The organism is Kitasatospora sp. NPDC004614 (assembly GCF_042873675.1).
Taxonomy (GTDB): domain Bacteria; phylum Actinomycetota; class Actinomycetes; order Streptomycetales; family Streptomycetaceae; genus Kitasatospora.
Genome location: NZ_JBIALR010000033.1, coordinates 32,815 through 56,305, shown reverse-complemented (window position 1 = coordinate 56,305; position 23,491 = coordinate 32,815). Strand labels below are relative to the sequence as shown.

General features: G+C 73.0%; 21 protein-coding genes and 1 pseudogene. 9 read left to right on the top strand and 13 right to left on the bottom strand.

Translation table 11 applies throughout. The features are described 5' to 3' along the window. Nucleotides 1-91: 91 nt before the first annotated feature. On the bottom strand, nt 92-580 hold the full coding sequence (locus ACFYST_RS35945) for a GNAT family N-acetyltransferase (RefSeq protein ID WP_387643006.1): 489 nt from the start codon (nt 578-580) through the stop codon (nt 92-94). A gap of 190 nt (nt 581-770) precedes the next feature. Here ACFYST_RS35945 and ACFYST_RS35940 point away from each other — a divergent pair, with 190 nt between their 5' ends. Together ACFYST_RS35940 and ACFYST_RS35935 are read left to right on the top strand one after the other, a co-directional pair. After that, nucleotides 771-1,595, top strand: a complete 825-nt coding sequence (locus ACFYST_RS35940) for a chitosanase (protein WP_387643005.1) — start codon at nt 771-773, stop codon at nt 1,593-1,595. A gap of 205 nt (nt 1,596-1,800) precedes the next feature. Beyond that, nucleotides 1,801-2,187 (top strand): hypothetical protein, encoded by a 387-nt coding sequence (locus tag ACFYST_RS35935; RefSeq protein ID WP_387643004.1) that lies wholly within the window; start codon nt 1,801-1,803, stop codon nt 2,185-2,187. A 71-nt stretch (nt 2,188-2,258) separates the two neighbouring features. On the opposite strand, the gene ACFYST_RS35930 is transcribed toward ACFYST_RS35935, so the two are convergent. Further along, nucleotides 2,259-3,122 carry a 3-hydroxybutyryl-CoA dehydrogenase gene (locus ACFYST_RS35930; protein ID WP_387643003.1) on the bottom strand — a complete coding sequence of 288 codons (864 nt, stop codon included), beginning with the start codon at nt 3,120-3,122 and terminating at the stop codon, nt 2,259-2,261. A gap of 239 nt (nt 3,123-3,361) precedes the next feature. On the opposite strand from ACFYST_RS35930, the gene ACFYST_RS35925 reads away from it, so the two are divergent. Continuing rightward, complete coding sequence (locus ACFYST_RS35925; RefSeq protein WP_387868614.1) at nt 3,362-4,180, top strand: SDR family NAD(P)-dependent oxidoreductase; 819 nt, start codon at nt 3,362-3,364, stop codon at nt 4,178-4,180. 31 nt (nt 4,181-4,211) lie between these two features. Here ACFYST_RS35925 and ACFYST_RS35920 read toward each other — a convergent pair whose 3' ends face one another. From ACFYST_RS35920 to ACFYST_RS35910, 3 genes are all read right to left on the bottom strand, one after another. After that, the gene (locus tag ACFYST_RS35920) at nt 4,212-5,204 is read right to left on the bottom strand and encodes a ketopantoate reductase family protein (protein WP_387868612.1); all 993 of its coding nucleotides are present in this window, start codon (nt 5,202-5,204) and stop codon (nt 4,212-4,214) included. Between the two features lie 61 nt (nt 5,205-5,265). Continuing rightward, on the bottom strand, nt 5,266-6,108 hold the full coding sequence (locus ACFYST_RS35915; RefSeq protein WP_387643000.1) for a polysaccharide deacetylase family protein: 843 nt from the start codon (nt 6,106-6,108) through the stop codon (nt 5,266-5,268). 82 nt (nt 6,109-6,190) lie between these two features. Continuing rightward, the gene (locus ACFYST_RS35910; RefSeq protein WP_387868609.1) at nt 6,191-7,165 is read right to left on the bottom strand and encodes an EamA family transporter; all 975 of its coding nucleotides are present in this window, start codon (nt 7,163-7,165) and stop codon (nt 6,191-6,193) included. Nucleotides 7,166-7,328: 163 nt separating this feature from the next. Between ACFYST_RS35910 and ACFYST_RS35905 the strand changes: the two genes are divergently transcribed. Next, complete coding sequence (locus ACFYST_RS35905; RefSeq protein ID WP_387868606.1) at nt 7,329-8,738, top strand: PLP-dependent aminotransferase family protein; 1,410 nt, start codon at nt 7,329-7,331, stop codon at nt 8,736-8,738. Between the two features lie 51 nt (nt 8,739-8,789). Here the strand turns inward: ACFYST_RS35905 and ACFYST_RS35900 are convergent, their stop codons facing one another. Next, nucleotides 8,790-9,734 carry a rhomboid family intramembrane serine protease gene (locus ACFYST_RS35900; RefSeq protein WP_387868605.1) on the bottom strand — a complete coding sequence of 315 codons (945 nt, stop codon included), beginning with the start codon at nt 9,732-9,734 and terminating at the stop codon, nt 8,790-8,792. 180 nt (nt 9,735-9,914) lie between these two features. Further along, on the bottom strand, nt 9,915-11,084 hold the full coding sequence (locus ACFYST_RS35895; protein ID WP_387868603.1) for a methyltransferase: 1,170 nt from the start codon (nt 11,082-11,084) through the stop codon (nt 9,915-9,917). Between the two features lie 67 nt (nt 11,085-11,151). On the opposite strand from ACFYST_RS35895, the gene ACFYST_RS35890 reads away from it, so the two are divergent. Next, the gene (locus ACFYST_RS35890; protein ID WP_387868600.1) at nt 11,152-12,126 is read left to right on the top strand and encodes an ADP-ribosylglycohydrolase family protein; all 975 of its coding nucleotides are present in this window, start codon (nt 11,152-11,154) and stop codon (nt 12,124-12,126) included. A gap of 7 nt (nt 12,127-12,133) precedes the next feature. Here ACFYST_RS35890 and ACFYST_RS35885 read toward each other — a convergent pair whose 3' ends face one another. Continuing rightward, nucleotides 12,134-13,357, bottom strand: a complete 1,224-nt coding sequence (locus ACFYST_RS35885) for a beta-ketoacyl-[acyl-carrier-protein] synthase family protein (protein ID WP_387868617.1) — start codon at nt 13,355-13,357, stop codon at nt 12,134-12,136. Nucleotides 13,358-13,656: 299 nt separating this feature from the next. On the opposite strand from ACFYST_RS35885, the pseudogene ACFYST_RS35880 reads away from it, so the two are divergent. After that, nucleotides 13,657-14,595, top strand: a pseudogene (locus ACFYST_RS35880) (amidohydrolase); the annotation flags it as partial. On the opposite strand, the gene ACFYST_RS35875 reads toward ACFYST_RS35880, so the two are convergent. Then, nucleotides 14,562-15,356 (bottom strand): MerR family transcriptional regulator, encoded by a 795-nt coding sequence (locus tag ACFYST_RS35875; protein WP_387868598.1) that lies wholly within the window; start codon nt 15,354-15,356, stop codon nt 14,562-14,564. The pseudogene ACFYST_RS35880 and the gene ACFYST_RS35875 sit on opposite strands and share 34 nt — an antisense overlap. A 79-nt stretch (nt 15,357-15,435) precedes the next feature. On the opposite strand from ACFYST_RS35875, the gene ACFYST_RS35870 reads away from it, so the two are divergent. The 3 genes from ACFYST_RS35870 (at nt 15,436) to ACFYST_RS35860 (ending at nt 19,238) form a co-directional block, all read left to right on the top strand. Next, complete coding sequence (locus ACFYST_RS35870) at nt 15,436-16,671, top strand: erythromycin esterase family protein (protein ID WP_387868596.1); 1,236 nt, start codon at nt 15,436-15,438, stop codon at nt 16,669-16,671. 135 nt (nt 16,672-16,806) lie between these two features. Next, nucleotides 16,807-18,324: a hypothetical protein gene (locus tag ACFYST_RS35865; RefSeq protein WP_387868594.1), complete on the top strand. Its 1,518-nt coding sequence runs from the start codon at nt 16,807-16,809 to the stop codon at nt 18,322-18,324. A 377-nt stretch (nt 18,325-18,701) separates the two neighbouring features. Beyond that, the gene (locus ACFYST_RS35860; RefSeq protein WP_387868592.1) at nt 18,702-19,238 is read left to right on the top strand and encodes an SMI1/KNR4 family protein; all 537 of its coding nucleotides are present in this window, start codon (nt 18,702-18,704) and stop codon (nt 19,236-19,238) included. A gap of 24 nt (nt 19,239-19,262) precedes the next feature. On the opposite strand, the gene ACFYST_RS35855 is transcribed toward ACFYST_RS35860, so the two are convergent. The 4 genes from ACFYST_RS35855 to ACFYST_RS35840 all read right to left on the bottom strand — a co-directional run bounded on the left by ACFYST_RS35855 (nt 19,263) and on the right by ACFYST_RS35840 (nt 23,466). Then, nucleotides 19,263-19,853 (bottom strand): hypothetical protein, encoded by a 591-nt coding sequence (locus tag ACFYST_RS35855; protein WP_387868590.1) that lies wholly within the window; start codon nt 19,851-19,853, stop codon nt 19,263-19,265. 27 nt (nt 19,854-19,880) lie between these two features. Then, entirely contained in the window at nt 19,881-21,332 is a 1,452-nt protein-coding gene (locus ACFYST_RS35850) for a hypothetical protein (protein WP_387868588.1), read from the bottom strand. Between the two features lie 136 nt (nt 21,333-21,468). Beyond that, nucleotides 21,469-21,969, bottom strand: a complete 501-nt coding sequence (locus ACFYST_RS35845; protein WP_387868586.1) for a GNAT family N-acetyltransferase — start codon at nt 21,967-21,969, stop codon at nt 21,469-21,471. Nucleotides 21,970-22,011: 42 nt separating this feature from the next. Next, nucleotides 22,012-23,466 carry a hypothetical protein gene (locus ACFYST_RS35840; protein WP_387868584.1) on the bottom strand — a complete coding sequence of 485 codons (1,455 nt, stop codon included), beginning with the start codon at nt 23,464-23,466 and terminating at the stop codon, nt 22,012-22,014. Between the last annotated feature and the right edge of the window lie 25 nt (nt 23,467-23,491).

Below are 23,491 nucleotides of genomic sequence, written 5' to 3'. Positions count from 1 at the left end.
CCTCGGACTCGCCCACAACGGCACCACCTGGCAGATCCAGACCGCCACCTGACGGCACGGCCCGGATCAAACCAAGATCTTCATCAGCCTTCTAGAGCGGGCGGTGCATGATGTGCAGGCCGACGAGGCCGAGGGTGGGGTGGCGGAAGCCCTCGGGGACGGTGCCGAGGACGGTGAACCCGAGTGACTCGTACAGGTGCACGGCGGGGGCGTTGCTGGCGACGACGGCGTTGAACTGCATGGCGCGGTAGCCCTGTTGGCGGGCCCAGTCGAGGGTGTGCTCGCACAGGGCGCGGCCGGTGCCGCGGCCGGCGTGGTCGGGGTCGACCATGAAGCTGGCGCTGGCGATGTGCGCGCCGTTGCCCCACTGGTTGTTGTTCATCTTGGCGGTGCCGAGGACCGTGCCGTCGTCGTCGACGGCGACGACGGTGCGGTTCGGCGCGGTCAGCATCCACCAGTCGCGGGCGGTGTCGGCGGTGAGGTCGACCGGGTAGGTGAACGTCTCGCCGGCGCGGACGATGCGGTGGAAGAACGGCCAGATGGCCGGCCAGTCCTCGGAGTTGGCGTCGCGGATCATCATTCGGGCCAGCATGGCGGTGCTTGCCGACGGTGGCGAGCGGTTTTCCGCCGCATTCTTTGGCGAGTACCCGTCAGATGCTGTCGGACGTCTTGCGGGGCTGCGAGGTGGACGCTTCAATCCCTGTTAGGAAACTTTCCTAACCCTCTCCTGTGGGTCCTCCCATGCCCGCAGCCGGCCGACGGAGTGTCAGATGCGTCAGATGCAGACCAAGCACCGCACCACCCGCGCCGCCCTCGCGGTCCTGTTCGCCGCCATCCCGCTCACCCTGGCCACCGCCGGGGCGGGCACCGCCGCCGCGGCGTCCGTGGGGCTGGACGACGCGCACAAGAAGGAGATCGCCATGCAGCTGGTCTCCTCGGCGGAGAACTCCTCGTTGGACTGGAAGGCCCAGTACCAGTACATCGAGGACATCGGCGACGGCCGCGGCTACACCGCCGGGATCATCGGCTTCTGCTCCGGCACCGGCGACATGCTGGAACTGGTGCAGCACTACACCGACCTGAAGGCCGGCAACGTGCTGGCGAAGTACCTGCCCGCGCTGAAGAAGGTCAACGGCAGCTCCTCGCACTCCGGCCTCGGCACCGCCTTCGTCAACGACTGGAAGACCGCCGCCAAGGACACCGTCTTCCAGACCGCGCAGAACGACGAGCGCGACCGGGTGTACTTCAACCCCTCGGTGAAGCAGGCCAAGTCCGACGGGCTGCGGGCGCTCGGCCAGTTCATCTACTACGACGCCATCGTGATGCACGGCCCCGGCAGCAGCTCCGACTCCTTCGGCGGGATCCGCGCCGCAGCCATGAAGAAGGCCAAGACGCCCGCCCAGGGCGGCGACGAGGCGACCTACCTGAACGCCTTCCTGGACGTCCGCAAGGTGATCATGAAGCAGGAGGAGGCGCACGCCGACACCAGCCGGGTCGACACCGAGCAGCGGGTGTTCCTGAACGCCAAGAACTTCGACCTCAACCCGCCGCTGAAGTGGAAGGTGTACGGCGACTCGTACCAGATCAACAGCTGATCGGGTCGTAGGGGCGGCTGTTGACGGCCCGGCTTCCGTGCGGTGCTGCGGGGGCCGGGCCGTCGGGTGCTGTCGATGGTGTTGTCGATGGTTCGTCAACACACTTAATGCGCATGGTTATTACAACTCGGACACAACTGGGACGCCGTGCCCCGGCCGGTCGGTAGCGTCGGCCTCGACCCGCGCCCGTTTCCGAGGGGGAGCCATGCGCATCCGAGCGACCGTCACCGCCACCTGCCTGGCCGTCGTTCTCGCGGCGAGCGGCTGCGCACCGGCCCGTGGCGGGCCCGGACTCGCTTACGAGATCGACCGGGGCACCGGCGACGTCGAGCTGACCGCCTGCGCCGTCGACGACGAACTGCACTGGCCCGCCGCCACCGTCCGGATCACCAATCACACCGCCACCATCAGCAACTACGTGGTGCAGATCGCCTTCCTGGACAACGCCGGCCGCCAGATCACCGAGGGCGTCGCCGCCGCCAGCTCCCTCGCCCCCGCGCAGGACGCCGTCGAGCAGGCCCAGGGAACCGCGGACCCGAAAGGCCCGGTCAGCTGCCGGGTCGTGGACATCGCCCGCTACGCCACGCCCTGAGCCGCGCACTGAAACGCCTTCGGCCGCCCCTGCCGGTTCGCAGAAGGGGCGGCCGAAGGGGGCGGTCGGAGTTATGCGGTGTAGTCGTAGAAGCCGCGGCCGGACTTGCGGCCCAGCAGGCCCGCGTCCACCATCCGCGACAGCAGCGGCGGGGCCGCGTACAGCGGCTCCTTGTATTCGTCGTACATCGACTCGGCGATCGAGACGATGGTGTCCAGGCCGATCAGGTCGCACAGGCGCAGCGGGCCCATCGGGTGGGCGCAGCCGGCCTCCATGCCCTTGTCGATGTCCGCCGCCGTGGCCACGCCGGACTCGAACATCCGCACCGCGGACAGCAGGTACGGCACCAGCAGCGCGTTGACCACGAAACCGGCCCGGTCGCGGGCGCGGATCGGCTCCTTGCCGAGCGCCTCGACGGCGAACTGCTCGGCCCGGGTGGTGGTCTCCGCCGAGGTGGTCAGCGTCGGGATGACCTCGACCAGCTTCTGCACCGGCGCCGGGTTGAAGAAGTGCAGGCCGATCACCTGCTCGGGGCGGCTGGTCGCCGCAGCAAGCTTCACGATCGGGATCGAGGAGGTGTTCGAAGCCAGGATCGCGTCCCGGCGGCTCACCACCTGGTCCAGCGTCTGGAAGATCTTGATCTTGATGTCCTCGCGCTCCGCGACCGCCTCGACCACCAGGTCCCGGTCGTGGAAGTCCGCCAGCTCGGTGGTGAATGCCAGCCGCGACAGCGCCTCGTCGCGCTGCTCCTCGGTCAGCTTGCCGCGCCGAACCGCGGTCTCCAGGGAGTTGGTCAGCCGGGTCCGGCCCAGCTCCAGCGCCTCGCCACTGGCCTCCGAGACCAGCACGTCCAGGCCCGAACGGGCGAAGACCTCGGCGATGCCCGACCCCATGAGGCCGCAGCCGACTACTCCGACACGCGCGATGTCACTCACTCAGATGCCCTTCACGTGGAGCTGGGGGTCACCCAGCCGGTGGTGTCACGGCCACCGCGCCCCGGTCGGGGCCCGGCGAGTCCGCCCGGACGACGGTACTACCTGGCTTAACGCTCGTTCACCCCGGACCTGTGCCCGGCTTCGCTCTTCCGAACGGGTGAGCATCGGCGGTGCGCCCGTTCGCGCTTCGCGGTCGGGCACCAGAATGCGAACGTTCAGCCGTAGGAGGGAGCAGGCAGATGGGAACCGGATCACTTGCCGGGCAGGTCGGGCTGGTCACTGGTGCCGGGCGCGGCATCGGACGGGAGATCGCCATCGGCCTCGCCGCCGAGGGCATGGCCGTCGGCTTGATCGGCCGCACCCAGGAGACGCTGATCGCCACGCTCAAGGAGTGCGTCCGGCACGGATCGCGCGGCGTCGCCGTCGTCGCCGATGTCAGCCACCCCGGCGCCGTCCGCGAAGCCGTCCGCGCCGTCGAACGCGACCTCGGCCCCGTCGACCTGCTGGTCAACAACGCCGGGCAGGTCGACGGCGCCGAAGTGCCGATCTGGGAGACCGACCCCGCGCAGTGGTGGCAGGTCGTCGAGACCAACCTGCGCGGCCCCTACAACCTGCTGCGCCACGTCCTGCCCGGCATGGTGGAACGCGGCCGCGGCCGGGTCGTCAACCTCAACAGCGGATTCGCGCTGCGCCCCGACGGCAACTACACCGCCTACGCCACCTCCAAGGGCGCGCTGCTGCAACTGTCCGACAACATCGCCGACTCGGTCGGGCAGCACGGCATCGTGGTGCTGGACATCAGCCCCGGCGCCGTCCGGACGGACATGACCGCTGACATGCCGATGTTCCGGGACCGGAGCGAGTGGGGCTCCATTCCCTACATGGTGGCCGTCACGGTGGACGCCGCCCGCGGGCGCTTCGACGCGCTGCACGGACGCTTCCTGCACGCCGGGCGGGACAACCTGGAGACGCTGGTCGCGTCCGCCGAGGCGATGCGGGAGGCGGACGCGCGGACGCTGCGGCTGCGGCCGTACGGGCCCGATGATCCGATGGCGTGACGGTGTGCTGAGCGTTTCAGAGGAGGACGTTTTAGAGGAGGAGTGCGGCCAGGTCGGCGTCCGGGAGTGAGCCGGCCGGGCGGCCCTCTCGGGCGAAGGCGCCGGCGAGCCGCTGGAGGGCCGCGTTGACCGGGGTCGGGATGTTGTGCAGGCGGCCGAGCAGGACGATCTCGCCGTTCAGCCAGTCCGCCTCGATGTCGCCGGTGCCGCGCATCAGGCTCTGCCAGGAGGAGCCGCCGCCGCGCTGCTCGCCGTTGAGCGGCACCAGCGTCACGCGGTCGGCGCGGGTGGCCCGCTGTTCGTCCGAGGACGGGTGGGTGATCCCGGCGGCCGCCAGCACCGCCCGGCCCTCCGCCTGGACGCGCTGCCACACCTGCTCGCGCAGGTCGCCGTCGATCGGTCCGGCCACCGCCTCCAGTGCGTTGCCGAGATTGCCCAGCAGCTTCGCGTACTTCCACTCCATCACCCGGTCGGTCACCGGCGCGTCGAAGAACGAGGCGGTGAGATCGGCGGCGATCCGGTCGGCGAGGCCGTCGGTTCCCTGCGGGTAGCGGCCCAGGTGCAGCATGCCCGAGCGCGGCGAGCCCGCCGCCGAGACCCGGCCCGGCTCCAGGTGCGTGGACGGCAGCCACACGCACATCCCGTACACCCGGGCGAAGCGGCGCAGCGCGATCCGTTCGTTCTCCACCCCGTTCTGCGCGCACACCAGCGGCAGGCGCTCGCCCGCCGTGCCGCCGCCGGCGACCGGGCGGGGCGCCCACTGGTCGAGCAGCTCCGTCGAATGCTGGGTCTTCACCGCCAGCACCAGTACGTCGTCCGGCATCAGGTCGATCTCGTCCGGCCCGCCGATCGCCGGGACGGGCAGGTGGTGCGTGCCGTCCGGGGTGGTCAGGCGCAGGCCGTCCTTGCGCAGGGCGGTGAGGTGCGGGCCGCGGGCGACCAGGACCACGTCGCGGCCGCTCTGGTGCAGACGTCCGCCGATGGTGCCGCCGACCGCGCCGGCGCCGAGGAAGAGATAGCGCATGGGGTGAGCATCGCACGGGCGGGGAGCGGGAGTTGAGGCCCGGTGCTTTTGGGGGCGTCTGCTACGAGCAGAGTTCGGAGGCTGTCACCGCGTGCAGGCCCTTGGCGTCGAGTCCGTCGAGGATGGCGGGCAGAGCCGTCACGGTGCCCTGGTGGCCCATGTGCAGGGCGACCACCGAACCGGCCGCCGCCGACTTCAGAACGCGCTGGGTGACGATGTCCGAGCCCGGGTCGGTGTAGTCCAGCGGGTCGATGTCGAAGGACAGTATGTGCTGGTAGCCGACCTGCTGCGCCTGGTCCTTCACCATCTGCGTCGCGTACTGCGCCGCGGACGGCCGGAACCAGCGGCCTATCGACCCCGTCAGGCGCTGCAGGCGCTCGGCGCACTGGGCTATCTCGTCGCGGGCCTGGTCCGGGCGCATCGCGGATATGTCCAGGTGGTTCTGGGTGTGGTTGCCCAGTTCGTGGCCGCCGTCGAGGATCCGCTGCGCCATCTGCGGCTGCTCGTCCAGCCAACTGCCCACCACCAGGACGGTCAGCCGCGCCCCGCGCTGCTCGGCCGCCGTCAGCAGCGCCGTCGCGACCGCCGGGTCGCCCTGCCCGTGGAACGTCAGGGCGAGCTGCGGGCGGCTGTGCGGCCCCGTGACCACTTCCTGCGGGGTGTCCGGAGCCAGCGGGGGGAGGGTGGGGGCCTCTTCGGTCTCGGGGTCGGCGGACGGGGACGGGGACGGGGACGGGCTCGGGTCCTCCGCGAGGTGGGAGGGCTGCGGGCGGGCCGCGACGGAGGCGGCTCCGTTGCGGTTTCCGTCGGTGCCGGCGCTGCACGTGGCGGTGAGGCCGACGGTGGCGGTGAGAGCAGCCAGCCGGGCGGAGGAACGCAGAACACTGCGGCGGTCGAGTGTCATCGCGGCCCACCCTACGCAGAGCCCTCGGGGTGTGACAGCGGCTGCCGTCCGGACGAGTGGGGTTTCGGTTTCGGGTGGCGGGTCAGGGAGTTGGGTGCTCGGGGGCCGGGTGCTGGGTGGTGGGCGAGTGCTTTGTGGTGGGCGAGTGCTTTGTGGGGCGGGGTGGGCCGAGGAGGAGTGCGGCGGTGACCAGGGTGGCGCCGAGCAGTTGGAGCGGAGTGGGGGCGGTGGCGGTGAGGACGGCGCCCGAGAGGGTGGCCGTGAGCGGGATCAGGCCGCCGAACAGGCCGGCGTGCTCCGGGGTGAGCCGGGTCAGGGCCGAGTACCAGAGCAGGAAGGCGACGCACGTCATCAGCAGCGACAGGTAGAGGAAGGCGAGCAGCTCGGTCCCGGTCGGTAGACGCGGGGAGGTGGGGGAGAGGGCGGCCGTCGCGGCGAACAGCGGGACTGCGAGGGCGACGGTGTACGCCGAGACGCGTACCGGTCCGAGACGGGGCAGGAGCGGAACGGCGAGGAGGGAGAACGCGGCCTCGCAGAGCAAGGTGCCGGTGGCGCAGAGCAGTCCGACGGTGTCGCCGGAGCCGAAACCCTGGGTGAGAGCCGCACCGACCACCACCAGGGCGGCCGCCGCGAGCAGCCGGGCGGCGGGGCGGCGGCGGGCGAGGAGCGGTCCTAGGACGCCCAGCAGCAGCGGGGTGCAGCCGACGATGCTGCCGACCACTGCCGGGTCGGTGTGGCGCAACGCGGTGACCATCAGGAGGTTGAAGGCGAAGAGGCCGGTGGCGGCGAGAGCGAGGAGGAGCGCCAGTTCGCGTGCCGTCAGCCCGCTGGTGAGGCGGCCCTGGCGGCGGGCGAGAGGGAGGAGGACGGCGGCGGCGAGGGCGTAGCGGAGGGCCTGGCCGGCGGCGAGCGGGTACGAGGAGAGGGCGGCGGTGACGCCGGTGGAGCAGCCGAGGAGGGTCATGGCGGCGGCAGCTTGGAGGGAACCCGGCAGTCGCGAGCTTGCGGTGTGCGCGGTGTGCGGGGGTGTTGCGGCTGGGGCGGTGGTGGTGGGCATGGTTGTGACGCTAGGGGCGGGGTGGTCTGGTTCCCAGGGCCACCTGTGGGCTGGTGGAGAGGACCACTTTGGCGCGGGTCGGAGACGGGGACCAGAAACTTCGGGGCCTTTTCGAGCCCCGTTGATCGCCAGCAGACTTGGGGCCTGCCGCATGATGGCGGGTATGGGTTATCTGGTGGGGTCGGGGGCGTCTTCCGGTGGGGTGCGGGAGTTGTTGGTCGAGTGGGGGGAGGGGGCGGGGGATCTGGCGGGGCGGTTGACGCGGGGGTTGCGGGCGGCGGTGCGGGACGGGCGGTTGGGGGCGGGGGAGCGGTTGCCGGCGAGTCGGGTGCTGGCGGCGGAGTTGGGGGTGTCGCGGGGGGTGGTGGTGGAGGCGTACGAGCAACTCGCGGCGGAGGGTTACCTGGTGGGGCGGCGCGGGTCGGGGACGCGGGTCGCGGCGGGGGTGGCGGCGGCCGGGCCGGGGTGGGTGGAGCGGGCGGCGCCGGTCGAGCTGCGGTTCGACCTGAAGCCCGGGACGCCCGATCTCGGGGTGTTTCCGCGGGCGGCGTGGGCGGCGGCGGTGCGGCGGGCGTTGCTGGGGGCGGCGAACAGTGAGCTGGGGTACTCGGATCCGGCCGGACTTCCGCAGCTGCGTGGGGAGTTGGCGGCGTACCTGGGCCGGGTGCGGGCGGTGGTGGCGCGGCCGGAGCGGGTGGCGGTGGTGAGCGGGGTGGGGCAGGGGCTGGCGCTGCTGTTGCAGGTGCTGGCCGCCGGCGGGCGGCGGCGGATCGCGGTGGAGGATCCCGGTTCGCCCGGCACGCTGGAGTTGCTGCGGGCGCACGGGGCGCGGCCGGTGGGCGTGCGGGTGGACCAAGAGGGTTTGGTGGTGCGGGAGTTGGCGTCCAGTGGTGCGGACGCGGTGCTGGTCACCCCGGCGCACCAGTACCCGACCGGGGTGGTGCTGTCGGCGCGTCGGCGGAGTGAACTCGCCGCGTGGGCGCGGGCCGGCGGGCTGGTGATCGAGGACGACTACGACGCGGAGTTCCGCTACGACCGTGAACCGCTGGGCGCCGTCCAGGGGTTGGCGCCGGAGCGGACGGTGTATCTGGGTTCGCTCAGCAAGACCTTGGCGCCCGGGCTGCGGCTCGGTTGGGCGGTGCTGCCGGAGTACCTGGTGGAGGAGTTCGCGGACGCCAAGCGGTACGCGGATCTCGGGACCGGTGCGATCGACCAACTCGCTTTCGCCGCCCTGCTGGAGAGCGGCGGCTACGACCGTCACCTGCGCTCCGTCCGCCCCCGCTACCGGGCCCGCCGGGATGCCTTGGCGGCCGCGCTGAGGCAGCACCTTCCGCAGGCCGAACTGCGGGGCGTCGCGGCCGGGTTGCACCTGTACGCGGATCTGCCGGACGGCGTGGAGGAGGGTGCGGTGGCGGGTGCCGCGCTGCGGCGCGGGGTGCGGGTGGCGACGGTCGCGCCGGGGCGGCTGGGGCCCGGGCGGCCGGCAATTGCGTTGGGGTATGCGGGAGTTGCGGAGCAGCGGCTGTGGGAGGCGGCGGCGCTGCTCGGGGAGGCGGCGCGGGAGGTGGGTTGACGGGGTGCCGCCGCCGGGTTGTACCTCGGCGGCAGCAAATCTGACGGGGCGTCAGGTCGTAAGCAGCTGGTAGGTGTTGGCGATGGCGGCGAAGACGAGGACGAGCAGGACGACGGTCAGCAGGACGAGTTGGACCACGCCGCGCTGGTGGCGGGGGGCGTAGGCGATGGCGGCGCCGGAGGCGAGGCCGGTGAGGAGGCCGCCGAGGTGGCCCTGCCAGGAGGTGAAGCTCGCGGAGACGGCCATCCAGATCACCATGGTGATCAGCATCTGGTTGCCGCCGAGGGGGTCGTAGCCCTGGCGGCGGCTGAGGATCCAGTAGCCGCCGGCCAGGCCGAAGATCGCGCCGGAGGCGCCGATGGCGAGGCTGTTGGGGGCGATCAGGTAGACCAGGACGTCGCCGCCGAGGGCGGAGAGCAGGTACAGGGCGGTGAAGCGGAGGGCGCCGAGGCGGTCCTCGATGACCGAGCCGAGTGACCAGAGCCAGTACATGTTGAAGACGATGTGGGCGATCGCGAACGGGCCGAAGGAGGAGTCCGCGGTCGGCGAGAGGTGCAGGAAGGCGCCGGTGAGGAGCCGGTACCACTCGCCGTGGGCCACGCCGGCCTGGTAGAACGCCGATATGTCGGTGGGGTCCTCGCCCGGGTTGCGGAGCATCAGCGCCGAGCCGAGCATGCCGAACCGCTGGATGGTCTCCGGGCGGACCAGTTCGAGGACGTACGCGGCGAGGTTGAGCGCGATCAGCACGATGGTGGCGTAGGGCCGGGAGGTGATCCGGCCGCCGAACGCGGTGCGGGCCTGGCGGACGCTCTGGTGGCCGGACTTGACGCATTCCACGCACTGGTAGCCGACCGCGGCGTCGCGTCGGCAGTCCGGGCAGACGTGGCGGTCGCAGCGGGTGCAGCGGACGTGCGACTCGCGGTCGGCGTGCCGGAAGCAGGTCGGTGACGGCGCCTCGGGAGCGGGGGCTCCCGGGGCGGGTTCTGCGGCGTCCATGAACGGGCCTCCCCTGGGCGGTGGTGCTCGGCCGCGGGGCGTCCACGGCGATGATCCACGGCGAATCGGCGCTCACCCTAGAGCACGGCCCGGACGGGTGGGAGGTCAGCCCTGCCCGGGCTCCCGGCGGGGGCGGGGGCGGGCGCGGGCGAGGGCGTTCGGGCGGGGGCGTTTCGGGTCCTAGCGGCGGGTTGCGCTAAGGATGGTGAACTTCGGACTGCCCGCCACCGTACGGCAGTTGCCGAACAGCTTGCGGAGCTTGACGTGGTAGCCCAGGTGGCGGTTGCCGACCACGCGCAGCTCGCCGCCCGGGCGCAGCACCCGGCGGGCGCCGGTGAACATCCGCCAGGCGATGGCGTCCGTGGTGGCCTGGTGGGAGTGGAACGGCGGGTTCAGTAGGACGACGTCCACCGAGGCGTCGGGGATGTCCGCGAGGGCGTCGCCGACCAGGAATTCGGCGCGGGCGTCCGGGCCGAGGGCGGTGCGGAAGGTCTCCTCGGCGGATGCCACCGCCTGGAACGACTCGTCCACGAAGAGGAGTTCGGCGTGCGGGGCGGTCAGTGCGGCCGCGGTGCCGACGATGCCGTTGCCGCAGCCGAGGTCGACGACCCGGCGGGCGTCCTGCAGGTCGGGCAGGTGCTGGAGGAAGAACCGGGTGCCGATGTCGAGGCGGTCCGCGCAGAACACGCCTGCCTGGTTGGCGACTTGGCGGCCCGAGAGCACGCCGATGCCGTCCGGCAGGTTGTAGCGCAGCGGCCACGGGTTGGCCGGGCGAGCAAGCTCCGGCTGCGGGGTGGTGTGGATCAGGCGGGCCTTGCGGACCGCCAGCGAGGTGCGGGTCGGGCCGAGGATCCGTTCGAACAGCTGGAGGGTGGAGGTGTGGATCTCGGTCACCATTCCGGTGCCGACCACCACGGTGCCCTCGTGCAGGGAGGGTGCCAGGCGGTGCAGCTGGTCCTCCAGCAGCGCCAGGCTCTTGGGCACCCGGACGAGCAGGACGTCGATGCGGGACGGGGGTGCGTCCTGGGTGGTGCGGACGTCCACCAGCGCCGGGTCCAGGCCGTTGCGGGTCAGGTTCGCGGTGATCGCCCGGCCGGACAGGTACGAGTCGGTGATCGCCGTCAGCGTTCCGGCCGTCGCGGCGAGTGCCGTGGAGACGCCGCCCCAGCGGTCGCCCAGCACCACCACCGCGCCGTCCAGCGGCACCGGGCCGCCGTTCTCCGGCCCCTCCTTCAGGTACCGCAGCAGGTACTCGTCGGCGGCGTCCCAGGCGCGCAGCTGCTCGCGCGGGTTCTCCGGGAATCGGGCCAGCTCGAAGGTGCCCCAGGCGGTGGTGAAAGAGTTGTTCATCGTGCCCCCAGGCTATCGGAGGGGGCGAGGGTCACCGGACGGTGACGGCGGGGGAGGGGACGGCAGCATGCGGCGGCGGGACAGGGTGGTCGGGGCGGTTCTCGGGTCGGCGGTCGGTGACGCTCTGGGGGCGCCGTTCGAGTTCGGGCCCGCCGGGGCGTTCGGAGCGCGTTTCCCGGATGGGGAGGGAAAGCGTTTTCCGTACACCGCATCGATGTGCGGAGGCGGCGGCTGGGACCCGGGCGAGGCCACCGACGACACGCAGATGGCCGTCCACCTCGGCGAAGCGCTGCTCGACGCGGGCGGCCTGGACCTGCCGGGGATCTTCGAGCGGTTCCGGGCATGGGCCGCCGCAGACCCCAAGGACATCGGCATCCTCACCGAATGCGTTCTCGGCAATGGCCTGCCCTGGGACCTCGCCGCGCAGATCCACTTCCAGACCGAGGGCCGGGCCGCCGGCAACGGCGCCCTGATGCGCGCCGTCACCGCCGCCGTCCGGTTCGCCCCGCTGGGCCGTGACGCCACCATGGACGCCGCGCGCCGGATCACCGCCCTCACCCACGGCGACGGCGCGGCCTGGGAAGGCACCGCGATCCTGCACGAGATGCTGCGCCGCGCGCTCGACGGCGAAGACCCGCTCGCTGCACTGCCGTTGACGCTGGCCGCCGTCCGGGCCGAGCATCGTGAACGCTGGGCGGGAGTCCTCGCCGAGGACTGGCACCCCGCCCTCGCCACCGAGAGCAACGGCGCGGTCTGGCCCTGCCTGGGGTCGGCCGTCTGGGCGCTGCGCACCACCGCCGCCTTCCCGGCCGCACTGCGAGCCGTCATCGACCTCGGCGGCGACACCGACACCACCGCCGCCGTCACCGGGGCCCTCGCAGGTGCCGTGTACGGCGAGGGAGCGATCCCCGAGGGGTGGCTGACGCCGCTGCACGTCCCGCTGCCGCCGACCGAACGGGTGCTGCGGGCAAGGGAGTTGAAGGTGCTGGCGGAGGCGCTGGACGCGGCGGGGCGGACGGAGGCGGGCTGGGCGCCTGCCTGATGACGCGTCAGGCCGTGGTGAAGATCAGGCTCGCGTTGTGGCCGCCGAAGCCGAAGGCGTTGGTGAGGGCGGCGGCGGTGGTGACGGGGCGGGCGGTGGTGGTGACCAGGTCGAGGTCGGCGGCGGGGTCGGGGGTGGTCAAGTTCCGGATGGGCGGGACGAGTTGGGTGTGGAGGGAGCGGGCGGTGGCGAGGGCGGCGAGGGCGCCGGCCGCGCCGAAGAGGTGGCCGGTCATGGACTTGGTGGCGGTGACGGCGGGGCGGTGGGGGCCGAAGACGCGGGCCAGGGTTTCGGCTTCGGTGAGGTCGCCCTTGGGGGTGGAGGTGGCGTGGGCGTGCACCATGCCGATCTGATCCGGGGCGATGCGGGCCTCGGCGAGGGCGCGGCGGATGGCGCGGCTCTGGCCGTCGGGGTGGCCGGCGGTGATGTGGTGGGCGTCGGAGGTGACGGCGGCGCCGGCGAGGGTGGCGTAGGCGTGTCGGCCGGGGCGGAGTGAGGCGCGTTCCAGGATCAGGACGGCCGCGCCCTCGCCGATGACGAAGCCGTCCCGGTCGAGGTCGAAGGGGCGGGAGGCGTGGGCCGGGTCGTCGTTGCGCAGGGAGTGTGCGCGGGCCTGGGCGAAGCCGGCCAGCGGGAGGGGGTGCAGGCAGGCCTCGGTGCCGCCGGCGATCACCACGTCGGCGCGGCCGAGGCGGATCAGGTCCAGGCCGAGTGCGACGGCCTCCGCGCCGGACGCGCAGGCGCTGACGGGGGTGTGGGCGCCGGCCTTGGCACCGAGGTCGATCGACACCCAGGCGGCCGGACCGTTGGCCATCAGCATCGGCACGGTGTGCGGCGAGACCTTGCGGACGCCGGAGCGCTCCAGCACGTCGTCCTGCTCCAGCATGGTGACCGCGCCGCCGGTGCCGGTGCCGATCACCACCGCCAGGCGTTCCCCGTCCACCTCGGGCCGGCCCGCGTCCGCCCAGGCCTCGCGGGCCGCGATCAGCGCCAACTGCTCGCTGCGGTCGAGGCGTCGAGCCTCGATGCGGTCGAGCACCTCGGACGGTTCGACGGCGAGCTGCCCGGCGATCCGGATCGGCATCTCGGCCGTCCACTCCCGCTCGATGGCCCGGATGCCGTTGCGGCCCTCCAGCATGGCCTGCCAGGTGGCGGGGGCGGTGCCGCCGAGCGGGGTGGTGGCGCCCAGGCCGGTAACCAGAACGGGGTCGGTGGCGCTGTCGGATTCCATGCGCACGGTGCAGCTCCCTTTGTAGTGAGGGCACAACAAGTTCCGCCCCGGCGGTCGGCCGGGTCGTTCGGTGATGGCCACTCTGCCAAGGGGGGATGGGGAGTTGGGGTACTGGACGGGACTGATTCGCGTCCGGCGAATTTGGAGGGATCGGACAGATTGAGTCGACGGTTCGCCGGGAAGAGTCCGAGGGCTCAGGGGAGCAGGGGAGCAGGGGAGCAGGGGCTCAGGGTGCGGGCCCGGGTGAGGAGGGCGGCGAGGGCCAGTTCGAAGGCGGTGTCGGCGCGGGACGGGCCGGCGGCGACATCCTCGAACTGGTCCGCGCCATCGAGTCCGACCGCCCCCTGCCGCTGCGGCTGCGCATCGCCCCCTGGTGCATGCCCGGCGCGAGCGCCGCCGACCTGCGCCAACTCGCCGACCTGCAAGGCGAGTCCGGCCGCAACTGGCTGGTCGGCGGGGTGAAGCTGTTCATGGACGGCACCGTCGAAGGCGGCTCCGCCTGGATGGAACGCCCCGACTGCCACGGCGAGGGCACCGCCGCGCTCTGGCTCGACTCCGCCGAATACACCGACGTGGTCCGGCAGTTGGACGCCTACGGGGTGCGCACCGCGACCCACGCGATCGGCGACGCGGGCGTGCGGCACGTCCTCGACACCATCGCCGCACTGCCGTACACCGCCCGGGGCCGGCACCGGATCGAGCACATCGAGACGCTCAGCGACGAACAGGCGCTGCGCTTCGTCGAGTTGGGCGTCCCCGCGTCCATGCAGCCCACCCACTCCGCGTACACCCGGGCCGACCACACCGACGCCTGGTCCACCCGCCTCGGCGTCGAACGCGCCGAACGCGCCTGGATCTGCCGCACCCTGCGCGACAGCGGCGCGACCCTCGCCCTCGGCTCCGACTGGCCCATCGCCCACCACGACCCGCGCGGCGTCCTCGCCTACGCGCAGCTGCGCCGCCACGTCGGCACCGACACCGCGCCCGTCGCCCCCCGCCAGGCGCTCACCCCGCTGATGGCGCTGGAGGGCTACACCACCCATGCGGCCCGCGCCGCAGGCGAGTTCGACCGCACCGGCCGCATCGTGCCCGGGCTGCGCGCCGACCTCACCGCCTTCGCGCTCGACCCGCTGACCGCGCCGGCCGATGAGTTCGCCGGTACTGCCGTGCCGCTGACCATGTCCGGCGGTGTGGTGACGAACCGTCAGATCTGGGGTTCTTGTGGGTGGTTGAGGTAGAGGCTCAGGGCGGCCGCGCCCGAGAGCAGGGCGCGGCCGCGGGCGGTGAGACGGTCCTGCCAGGCGGCGAGGGTGGGGCGGACGGCATCCGGGTGGCCCGCCGAGCGCAGGCGGTGCAGGATCTCGGCCGTCCGGGCCAACCCGTGGCCGCCGCGCCGGAGTTGCTCGGCGATCAGCAGCTCGCGGACCTGGTCCGGCGTGTACGTCCGGTAGCCCGTGCGGGCGTCGCGGGACGGGGTGACCAGCCCCGCGCGTTCCCACTCGCGCAGCGTGGCCGGGCGCAGGCCGAGGCGGTGGGCGAGCGGGCCGATGTGGGTGAATTCGCTCTCGGCGACGGCCGGTTGGGCCGGTCGGGCCGGTTCGGTGGCGGCCGGTTGGGCGACGGTTGGTTGGGCGACGGCCGGTTGGGCCGGTTCGGTGGCGGCCGGTTGGCGCGGGGGCAGGTGATCGAGTGCGGTGCGCACCGCGTCCAGGGTGCGGCGGTCCTCGGCGAGGAGGGCGTGGCTCTCGTCGATCAGCCGCAGCGCTTCCTCCGGCTCCCCGGTGTTGACGGCGCACAGGATGGCGCCGGCCGCGCGGTGGCCGTGCCCCGGCAGCAGGGCCAGGAACGCGCGGAGCGCGACGGCGTGCCGCTCCCCGTACTGCCGGTACCCGTACGGGGACCGCTCGGCGGGCGGCAGGATGCCCGCCTCCTCGTAGTTGCGCACCGCCTGGGTGGACAGGCCGTGCTCCCGGGCCAGATCGATCGGCCGCAGCGCCATGATTTGAAACTTTTCTACTGGATTCGCGGGCTGAGAGCAGAAAACTTTACAACGAGAATTCAGGGATACGGTGGAAGTCATGACTCTCTGGTCTTCGCTCCGGGACGCTTCCCGTCCCTTCTCCCCGTCCGCCGTCACCGACCTGATCCCGCCCGGCACCCGGGTGCTGGCACTGGGTGAACCCACCCACGGCGTCGAGGCGTTCCTCGACATCCGCAACGAACTCTTCCGGCACCTGGTCGCCGAACACGGCTACCGGTCGATCGCCGTGGAGAGCGACTGTCTGGCGGCGCTCGCCGTGGACGCCTACGTGGGCGGCGGCGGGGAGGGCGAGCTTGCGGACGTGGTGCGGGAGGGGTTCAGCCACGGTTTCGGCGAGTTCGCCGGGAACCTTGAACTGGTGCGCTGGATGCGGGAGTTCAACGATGGGCTGGGGGATGGGGAGGAGCGGCTGCGGTTCTACGGCGCGGACGGGCCGCTGGAGATGACGGGAGCGGCGGCGCCCGGGCCCTCGCTGGTCCGGTTGCGCGACTTCCTGGCCGCGCATCTTCCGGCCGAACTCGTGGTGTCGGAGGGCGAGTTGCGGCGGCTGTGCGGGCCGGACGAGAGGTGGACCGACCCGGCGGCGGCGTTCGAGCCCGAGCGGTCCGTCGGGCGGACGGCCGAGGCCGAGCAACTACGGCTGGTCGCCGACGATCTGGCGGCGCTGCTCGCAGCGCACGGGCCGCAGTTCGCGGCCGAGGCGGACCCCGAGACGTACTGGCGGGCGCAGTTGGACGCGCGGACCGCGAGCGGGCTGCTGCGATTCCACGCCGCGATGGCGGACACCGGGCCGGACCGGTTCAACGCGCTGATGCGGCAACGGGGGCTGATGATGGCCGACAACCTCGAAGCGATCACACGCCGCGAGGCGCGGCGCGGTCCGACACTGGTCTTCGCCCACAACCTCCACCTCCAGCGCGAGGCCGCCCGCATCCCGCTCGGCACCCACTACCTGCTCAGCTGGAGCGCCGGTTCCCTCCTCGCCGCCCGCCTCGGCGAGGGTTACGCCTTCGTCGCCACTGCCTTCGGCCACCGCGCCGCCGACGACCACCCCGCCCCCGAGACCCTCGAGGGCCACCTCGCCACCCTGCCCGAGGCCCGTTCGGTCCTGGACCCCGGGCTGCTGGCCGCCGCGACGGCCGGTCGGGTGAAGCGGGGGGTTCCGGCTGATCACACGTACTTCGGGCTGGATCCGGAGGCGCTGGAGTTGCTGGACGGGGTGGTGTTCGTGCGGGAGATCCCGCGGCAGGCAGGGGTGTTCGGGGGCGGGTGAGGCGGGACGATCGGCTTGCGGCGGGCAGGCTGCGGCTTAGCCGGGGGCGGGGCGTAATTCGCGGCGGGGTGTGGCTTGGTCGGGGGCGGGGCGTAATTCGCGGCGGGGTGCGGGCGATTCGGGGAGGATGCCGGGATGCGTCGTCATGTGTGGGCCGGGCTGGCCGAGAATCCGTTGCTGCCGGTCGAGGCGGTGGACCGGCTGTTGGCGATGGGCGAGCCGGACCTGTCGCTGGAGCTCGCGGAGCGCACTGATCTGACGGAGCGTCAGGTGGTGATCCTTGCCGAGCGGGGTGTCGCGGTCGCGGGGGGCCTCGTTGAGAGTGAGCAGTTGGCTGTGGAGCGGATCGACCCGGTGCAACAGCCGGTCGCCGCGCTCGCTCTGCTGCGGGCCGGGCTCGCGCCCGTCGAATGGGCGCACGTGCTGGTCGAACGGGCCGAGTTGCGTGAGGAGTTGGCCGGGTGCCGGGCGCTGCCGCGTGAGGTGGCGCGGCGGCTGGCGGGCGACTCCGATCCTGCCGTCCCGCTCGCGCTCGCCGAGGAGACGGACGACCCGGAGATCGCCGCGCTGCTGGCCGCGCACCCGTCGCAGCACGTCCGGGCGGAACTCGGCTTCAACCGGGACGTGCCGCCCGCCGTCCTCGCCGACCTGATCAACGACCGTCCGTCGCTGGTCAGTTGTGACGTATGCGTGCGCCACGCCGTCCCATGGGTTCATCCGCCGGACTGCCCGGACCCGGAGTGCAGCCTGCCCGGCGGGGCGGCCTGCGACGGGAGTCACCAGTACGCGCGGCACACGATTCTGCGGACCGCGCTCGGGAATCCGGCCGCGCCCGTCGCCGAGGTGATGCGGTACCTGGACGCCCCGTCGCCGTTCCTGCGCGAGCAACTCGCCTCGCGCACCGACCTCCCCGCGTCCGCGTACGCCGTGCTCGCCGCCGCTCCGGAGATCTGGGTGCGGGAGCCGCTGGCGAGCAACCCCGCGATCGGGGAGGAGCTGCTCCGGCAACTCGCCGAGGACCCGTCCGTGGAGGTGCGACGCAGCGCCGCCCAGCACCCGCTGCTCCCGTTGGACGTCCTGGGCCGGCTGTGCGCCACCGACTGGCTCGGTCCGCTGCTGCTGCCGCGGATCGCCGCCGCCACGCCCGCCGAACTGGACGCGCTCGCCGGCTCCGCCAACCCCGAACTGCGCCGCCTGACCGCACTCCGCCGCGACCTGCCCGCCCCCGTCCGCGACCGGCTCGCCGACGACGCCGTGGCCAAGGTCGCCGCCGCCGTCGCGCCCCACCCCGGCCTGGACGACGGGCAGTTGAGAGCAATGCTTCGGCGCCACGGCCGCGCCGTCGGGGCCGGAATCGCGGCCAACCCCGACGCGAGTACGGCGCTGCTGGCCGAACTCGTCCGCGCCGACCACAACGTCGCCACCCTGCGTGCCCTGGCCGACCACCCCGCCGCCGACGGCCCCACCCTCACCGCCTGCCTCCGCGACCGACGCGCCCGCCGCAAGGCCGCCGCCCATCCGGCGCTGCCGCTCGCCCAACTCCTGCCCCTGCTGGACGACTCGGACCCGGCGACCGTCCAGGGCGCCGCCGCGAATCCGGCGCTGCCGGTGGCCGAGATGCTGCGGCTGATGCCGCCGGACGGGGTGAGCTGACGGGCCCTATCAAGGGGGCCGGGTGGTTCCAAGGGGGCCGGGTGGTTCGAGGCCGGGATCTGCAACGGCGAACGTGCGGAGCGCAGTTGGCCCGTGCGTTGCACGTCGAAGCGTCGCCTGTACCTGGCCGTGGTGCGGGAAATTGCCCGAGCGCTCCGGGCTGAGCCGGGCGGTGGGGTCCGCGACGACACCGACGGCTTCACCCACGCCTACTGCGTGGGAATCGCGGACCCGGAGTGGGCCGCCGAACTCGGCCCACTGCCGGCGGCTCAGTGCTCCAGGCTTCGCGATCTCGGGTCGGAGCCGGTGGGAACGGCAGCGGCCACCGCGTGATCATCAAGATCGCGGAGTCACACTGGAGTACTAGCCTCGCCCACGTGAACCACACCGATGACCGACAGTTCCCCGCCGCTCTCGCTGCCGCGCTGGCACTCGTCCTCGACTGCGACTACGACGGTGACGGCGGGATCGACTTCGAGCCGTTCCCGGCTTTCGAGTGCGCCGACGACACCACGTCCTGGTTCCGGGCCTGGACCGGGAACGCCGAACTGGACGGTGACGAGTTCCGGGTGTTCGGCCAGGACGGCAGCGGCGGGTACGCGGCGTTCTGGCTGGTTCGGCCGGGGCGTCCGGTCGTGGAGCAGCCCGTGGTGTTCCTCGGATCCGAGGGCGAAACCGGCGTCGTGGCCCGTGATTTGGGCGCGTTCCTGTGGCTGCTGGCCGGCGGGTACGGCCCGGGCGAGGCCGTCGATCCGTCGCGGCGCCGCGAGTGGACGGCCCGGCCGAGGCCCGAACTGCTGGCTGTCGCCGAGCAGTTCGCCGGGGAGCGGCGGCAGTCGCCCACCGCGGTGATCGAGGAAGCGGCCTTGGAGTTCCCCGAGTTCGACGACACAGTGGCCGAGCTCTGCTGTTGAGGCCACGCCGCGGGCAGCAGGTTGTCAGCGGTTGTGGACCGGCGGGTCGAGCAGGCGGGTCGCCAACTGGCGGGCGTCGGACGGGTCGTGGACCGGGCGGGGGAACGGGATGCGCGGGCCCTGGAGGTGCTTGTCGGGGATGGTGCGGCCGAGGGCGGACGTCCAGTCGGGGCGGTCCAGGACGACCACGTGGGCCTCGTGGTGGGCGGCGTCGTCGTTGTCGTCGTCGTGCGGGGCCAGGTGCATGCGCAGCCGGGTGTCGTCCAGCCACTCGGCGGTGATGACCTGGCGGCCCCAGGAGTGGGCGAACATCGACCGCCGGGTGTTGTTGAAGAGTCCCACCAGGAGTAGCTGGCCCACGAAGAAGTAGCCGCCGTCGTACTCGCCGAGGCCCACCGCGAGCAGCGGGCTGCTCGGGTGGAACGCCAGCGCGCTGACGTGGTGCTCGCACTTGATCCGGCGCAGCAGCCGGGCCCGTTCGCCCGTCTCGAACAGGCCGAGCGTCAGGGCCTTGCCGTACTTGTCCGCGCACGCCACGGCGAGCAGCCGGCGGGCGGGGTCGGCGACGGCGAGGACGGGCTCGCCGAGGGCGGCGAGCTCGTGAATGGCGGTCATGCGGGTGAACTCCGTTGGCGGGCTGGGTCAGTGGGGCGGGGCGCCGGTCCAGATGACGTCCTTGCGCTCCATCCGGGTGCCGTGGGTGAACTGGAGACTGAACGGGTTGGCCGAGGCGTTCGGCAGCCCGTACGTCTCCTGCCCGGTGGCCTCCTGGCCGGGGTCGAGGTTCTGCGGGAGAGCCTTGTACTGGCTGCCGCCGTACAGCGGGTGGAGCAGAGTGCCGTGCGAGTCCTTGACGATCAGCAGGCCCGAACCGTACAGCGACAGCTGGGCGTTGGTGGTGTTGACGACGGTGACCCGGACCTGGACGAACGTCGCGTCCTCCGGGAGCGGGGCGCCGCCGCTCCGGCTCGGAGTGACGAGGGTCGGCTCGGACATGGTGACCTTCAGGCCGTCCGGGTACGTGTAGGAACCGCCGAACGACAGGCGGCGGGCCCGCTCGTCCGCGGCCTTCGTCTCCTGCTCGGTGGCGCGCTGCCTCGCCCGCTCGTCCACGAGGCGCTGCCGCTCGGTGTCGTCGCGCCGCTGCTCCTGCACGCGGCGGTGTTCCTCGCGGACGCCGGCCTGCACGGCGACGATGGCGAGTCCGCCGACGCAGAGGGAGGCCACCACGCCGATGAGGCCGAGAATGGTGCCGGTGAGCGCCATCGCCCGGTTGGTGGCGAGGCCCTTGCGCGACAGGCTCAGGCCGATGAAGCCGAAGATCACCGCGAGCAGGGCGGGCAGCCAGGCGAGCCAGAACAGGATCAGCGGCAGGCTGAGCACGAGCCCGACGATTCCGAGCACCAGGGCCGTCACGCCCATGCCGTTCCGCGGCTGCGGGGCCGGAGGCGCGTACGGCGGCCAGTACGTGCCGGTGGCGCCAGGGGCCTGGGGCGGGCCGGGGACCGGAGTCGGAGTCGGTGCCGGATACGGCGTGGGCGGTGCCGTGTTGGGGTTCGGTGCGGCCCACGGGTTGGCGGATGGCGGGGTGTCTGCGGACGGGGGTGCGGGCTCGGCCATGGCCTCGGAGGCGGGCTCGGGCATGGCCTCGGAGGCGGACTTGGGCATGGCCTCGGGCGTGGGCGCGGGCGCGGGCTCGGCCGTGGCCGCAGGCGCGGGCGCGGATTCAGGCTTCGCCATGGAGACGAGCTCGGGCTTGGCCTTGGCCTCCGGTTCGGGCGTGGAGACAGGCTCGGCCTCGGCCTCGGCCTCGGGCTCGGGCTCGGGCTCGGGCATTGCCATGGAAACGAGCTCGGACTTGGCCTTGGCCTCCGGCTCGGGCGCGGAGACAGGCTCGGCCTCGGGCTTCGCCATGGAGACGGGCTCGGGCTTGGCTTCGGCGTCCGGCTCGGGCGCGGAGACAGGCTCGGCCTCGGGCTCGGGCTTCGCCATCGAGACGGGCGCGGGCGTGGCCTCGGACACCGGCCCGGCAGCAGCTTCGGGCGCCGGCCCGGAAGCAGTTTCGGGGCGGTCGGGCGGGGTGGGGACGGTCATGCGGCAGCACCTTGGGCTTCGGGACGGCGGTGATCGGGCATGCCGATCGCGACCAGGCAGTCTCCCGTGAATCGCGGCCGGTAGGCGAACCGATTTTCGTATCGTCCCACGAGCGGCGGGAGGTCCTGAGAGAGGGTCAGGCCGGGCCGAGATACGTGTGCACCACGGCGGGCTCCCCGGCGGGCGTCAGCCAGTTCGCGGTGGCGGTGGAGACGAACTGCCAGCCGGCCCGCTCGTACAGCGCGATCGCACCCGCAGCGCCGGACTCCACCTCCAGCACCGGCCGCCGCCCGCCCTCGATCGCCGCCTGCGCCGCCCGTTCCAGCAGCGCGCCGGCCAGACCACCCCGCCGCGCCGGAACCCCGACGAACAGCCGTGCCACGGCAGCGAGTTGGTCCTCCGGGAGTCCGACCGCCGCCGCCAGGACGGGCCCGCTGTGCGTGAGGGCCACGTGGCCGAGCACCTCCGGACCGTCGGCGGCGACCCACACGCCGAGCAACTCCGTTGGCGTCAGCCAGTGTTCCGGTTCGGTCGGCCAGTAGGCCGGATACCCGTCCGACTCGTACACGCCGGCCAACGCCCGTACGCAGAAAGGCAGATCGTCGTCACGTCGCGGGCGGATCACGGGTTCGGGCATGGGCCGATCATGGCACAGGCCGGCGCGGCGGACCGGCCCGCGTCAGGTGGTGCAGGCGAGCAGGCGGCCGTCCGCGGTGCCGATCAGCAGGCGGCCGGGGCCGGGGACGGTGAGTGCCGTCGCGACCGCCGTGACCCGGCCGACGGTGAGCGGGGCGTGTCGCAGGACGGTGCCGTCGGTGGCCGAGAGGGTCACCAACTCGGCGTCGTCGTAGGCGACATGAGCGATTCCACGGTCGAAGTCGGCGTCCAGCGCGAGGGCTGGGCGGTCGGTGCGGAAGACCCAGCGCGGCGTGCCGTCGGACGGGTCACGGCGGACCACGAAGGAGCCGCCCGGTTGCAGGCCCTGGCCGTGGTGGACGGTTCCGGCGTGGAGCAGGTCGCCGTCGGGGAGTTCGACGCCGGGGCCGGGCAGGTGGGTTTCGGTCGGGTCCCAGGACAGCGGGAAGCGCTGTTCGAGCCGGCCGACCGTGCGGAAGGGCCGTTCGGCGGCGGGCAGGCGCGACGGGTCGGCCGTCGCAACCCACCGGGCGGGCCGGGGCGGGTGCGGCGAGGTGTACACCAGGCGGCTGTGCCGGATCCGCAGATCGCGGTGCCAGAACGGGGCGATCACCGGGAGGCCGTCCGCGCACGCCAACAGCCCGGTGTTGCGCCGGGGTTGATACTGCGCGAGCCGGGAGCCGTCCGCGAGGGAGAGCTCGGTGACCGACCACGGTTCGGCGCTGCGGACGAAGACCGACTGCCGCTCGGGGGCGACAGCGAACTCGCCTGCGCGGTCCACCCGTTCCGCCGACCAGGCGACGGCGTCCGATGGTGTGCGGCACTCCAGCACCCCGGGCAGCGCCACCAGCAGGCGCCCGTCCGGGAGTTCCTCGACGGCGCTGACCGGACCGCGCGGCGCCCATCCGCCGTGCAGGCCGTCCAGCAGGCGGCGGGCCGCCTCGGCGCCGTCCGGGCGGGGGACGGGAAGACGCGGTCCGGCCAGTTCGGCCGGCGTGACGGACCCGGGGGCGACGGTGCGCCAGTCGGGGCGGTGCAGTACGGCGCGGTGGCCGTCCTGCCACGCGGCGCGGTCCTGCCAGTCGTCCGGCGGGGCGAGCAGCAGCCGCAGCGACTGCCCGTCCAGCCACTCCAGGCCGAGCACCTCGCGACCCGTCCAGTCCTCGAACAGCGAGACGTGCGCGCCGGATTCGAGATCCAGCAGGAGCAGCTCGCCCTCGAAGGAGTGCCCGCCGTCGTACCGGCCGGTGCCGATCGCCAGCAGCGGCAGCTCGGGGTGGAACGCCAGCGCGTGCACGGGGTAGCCGGAGCGCAGCAGGGCGACGCAGGCCAGGTCGCCGGTGCGGTACACCGCCACCGGCGCCGGCCGCCCGTGGCGGGCCAGGCCCGCCACCGCGAGCAGGGCGCGGCGCTCGTCCGTCACCGCCACCGCAGGGTCGCCGGCCTCGGCGAACGGCCGGTCGGCGAAGCGGCGTTCGATGCGAAAAGTGCTGGTCACGGAGGTGATCCTAGAAGATCGTCCG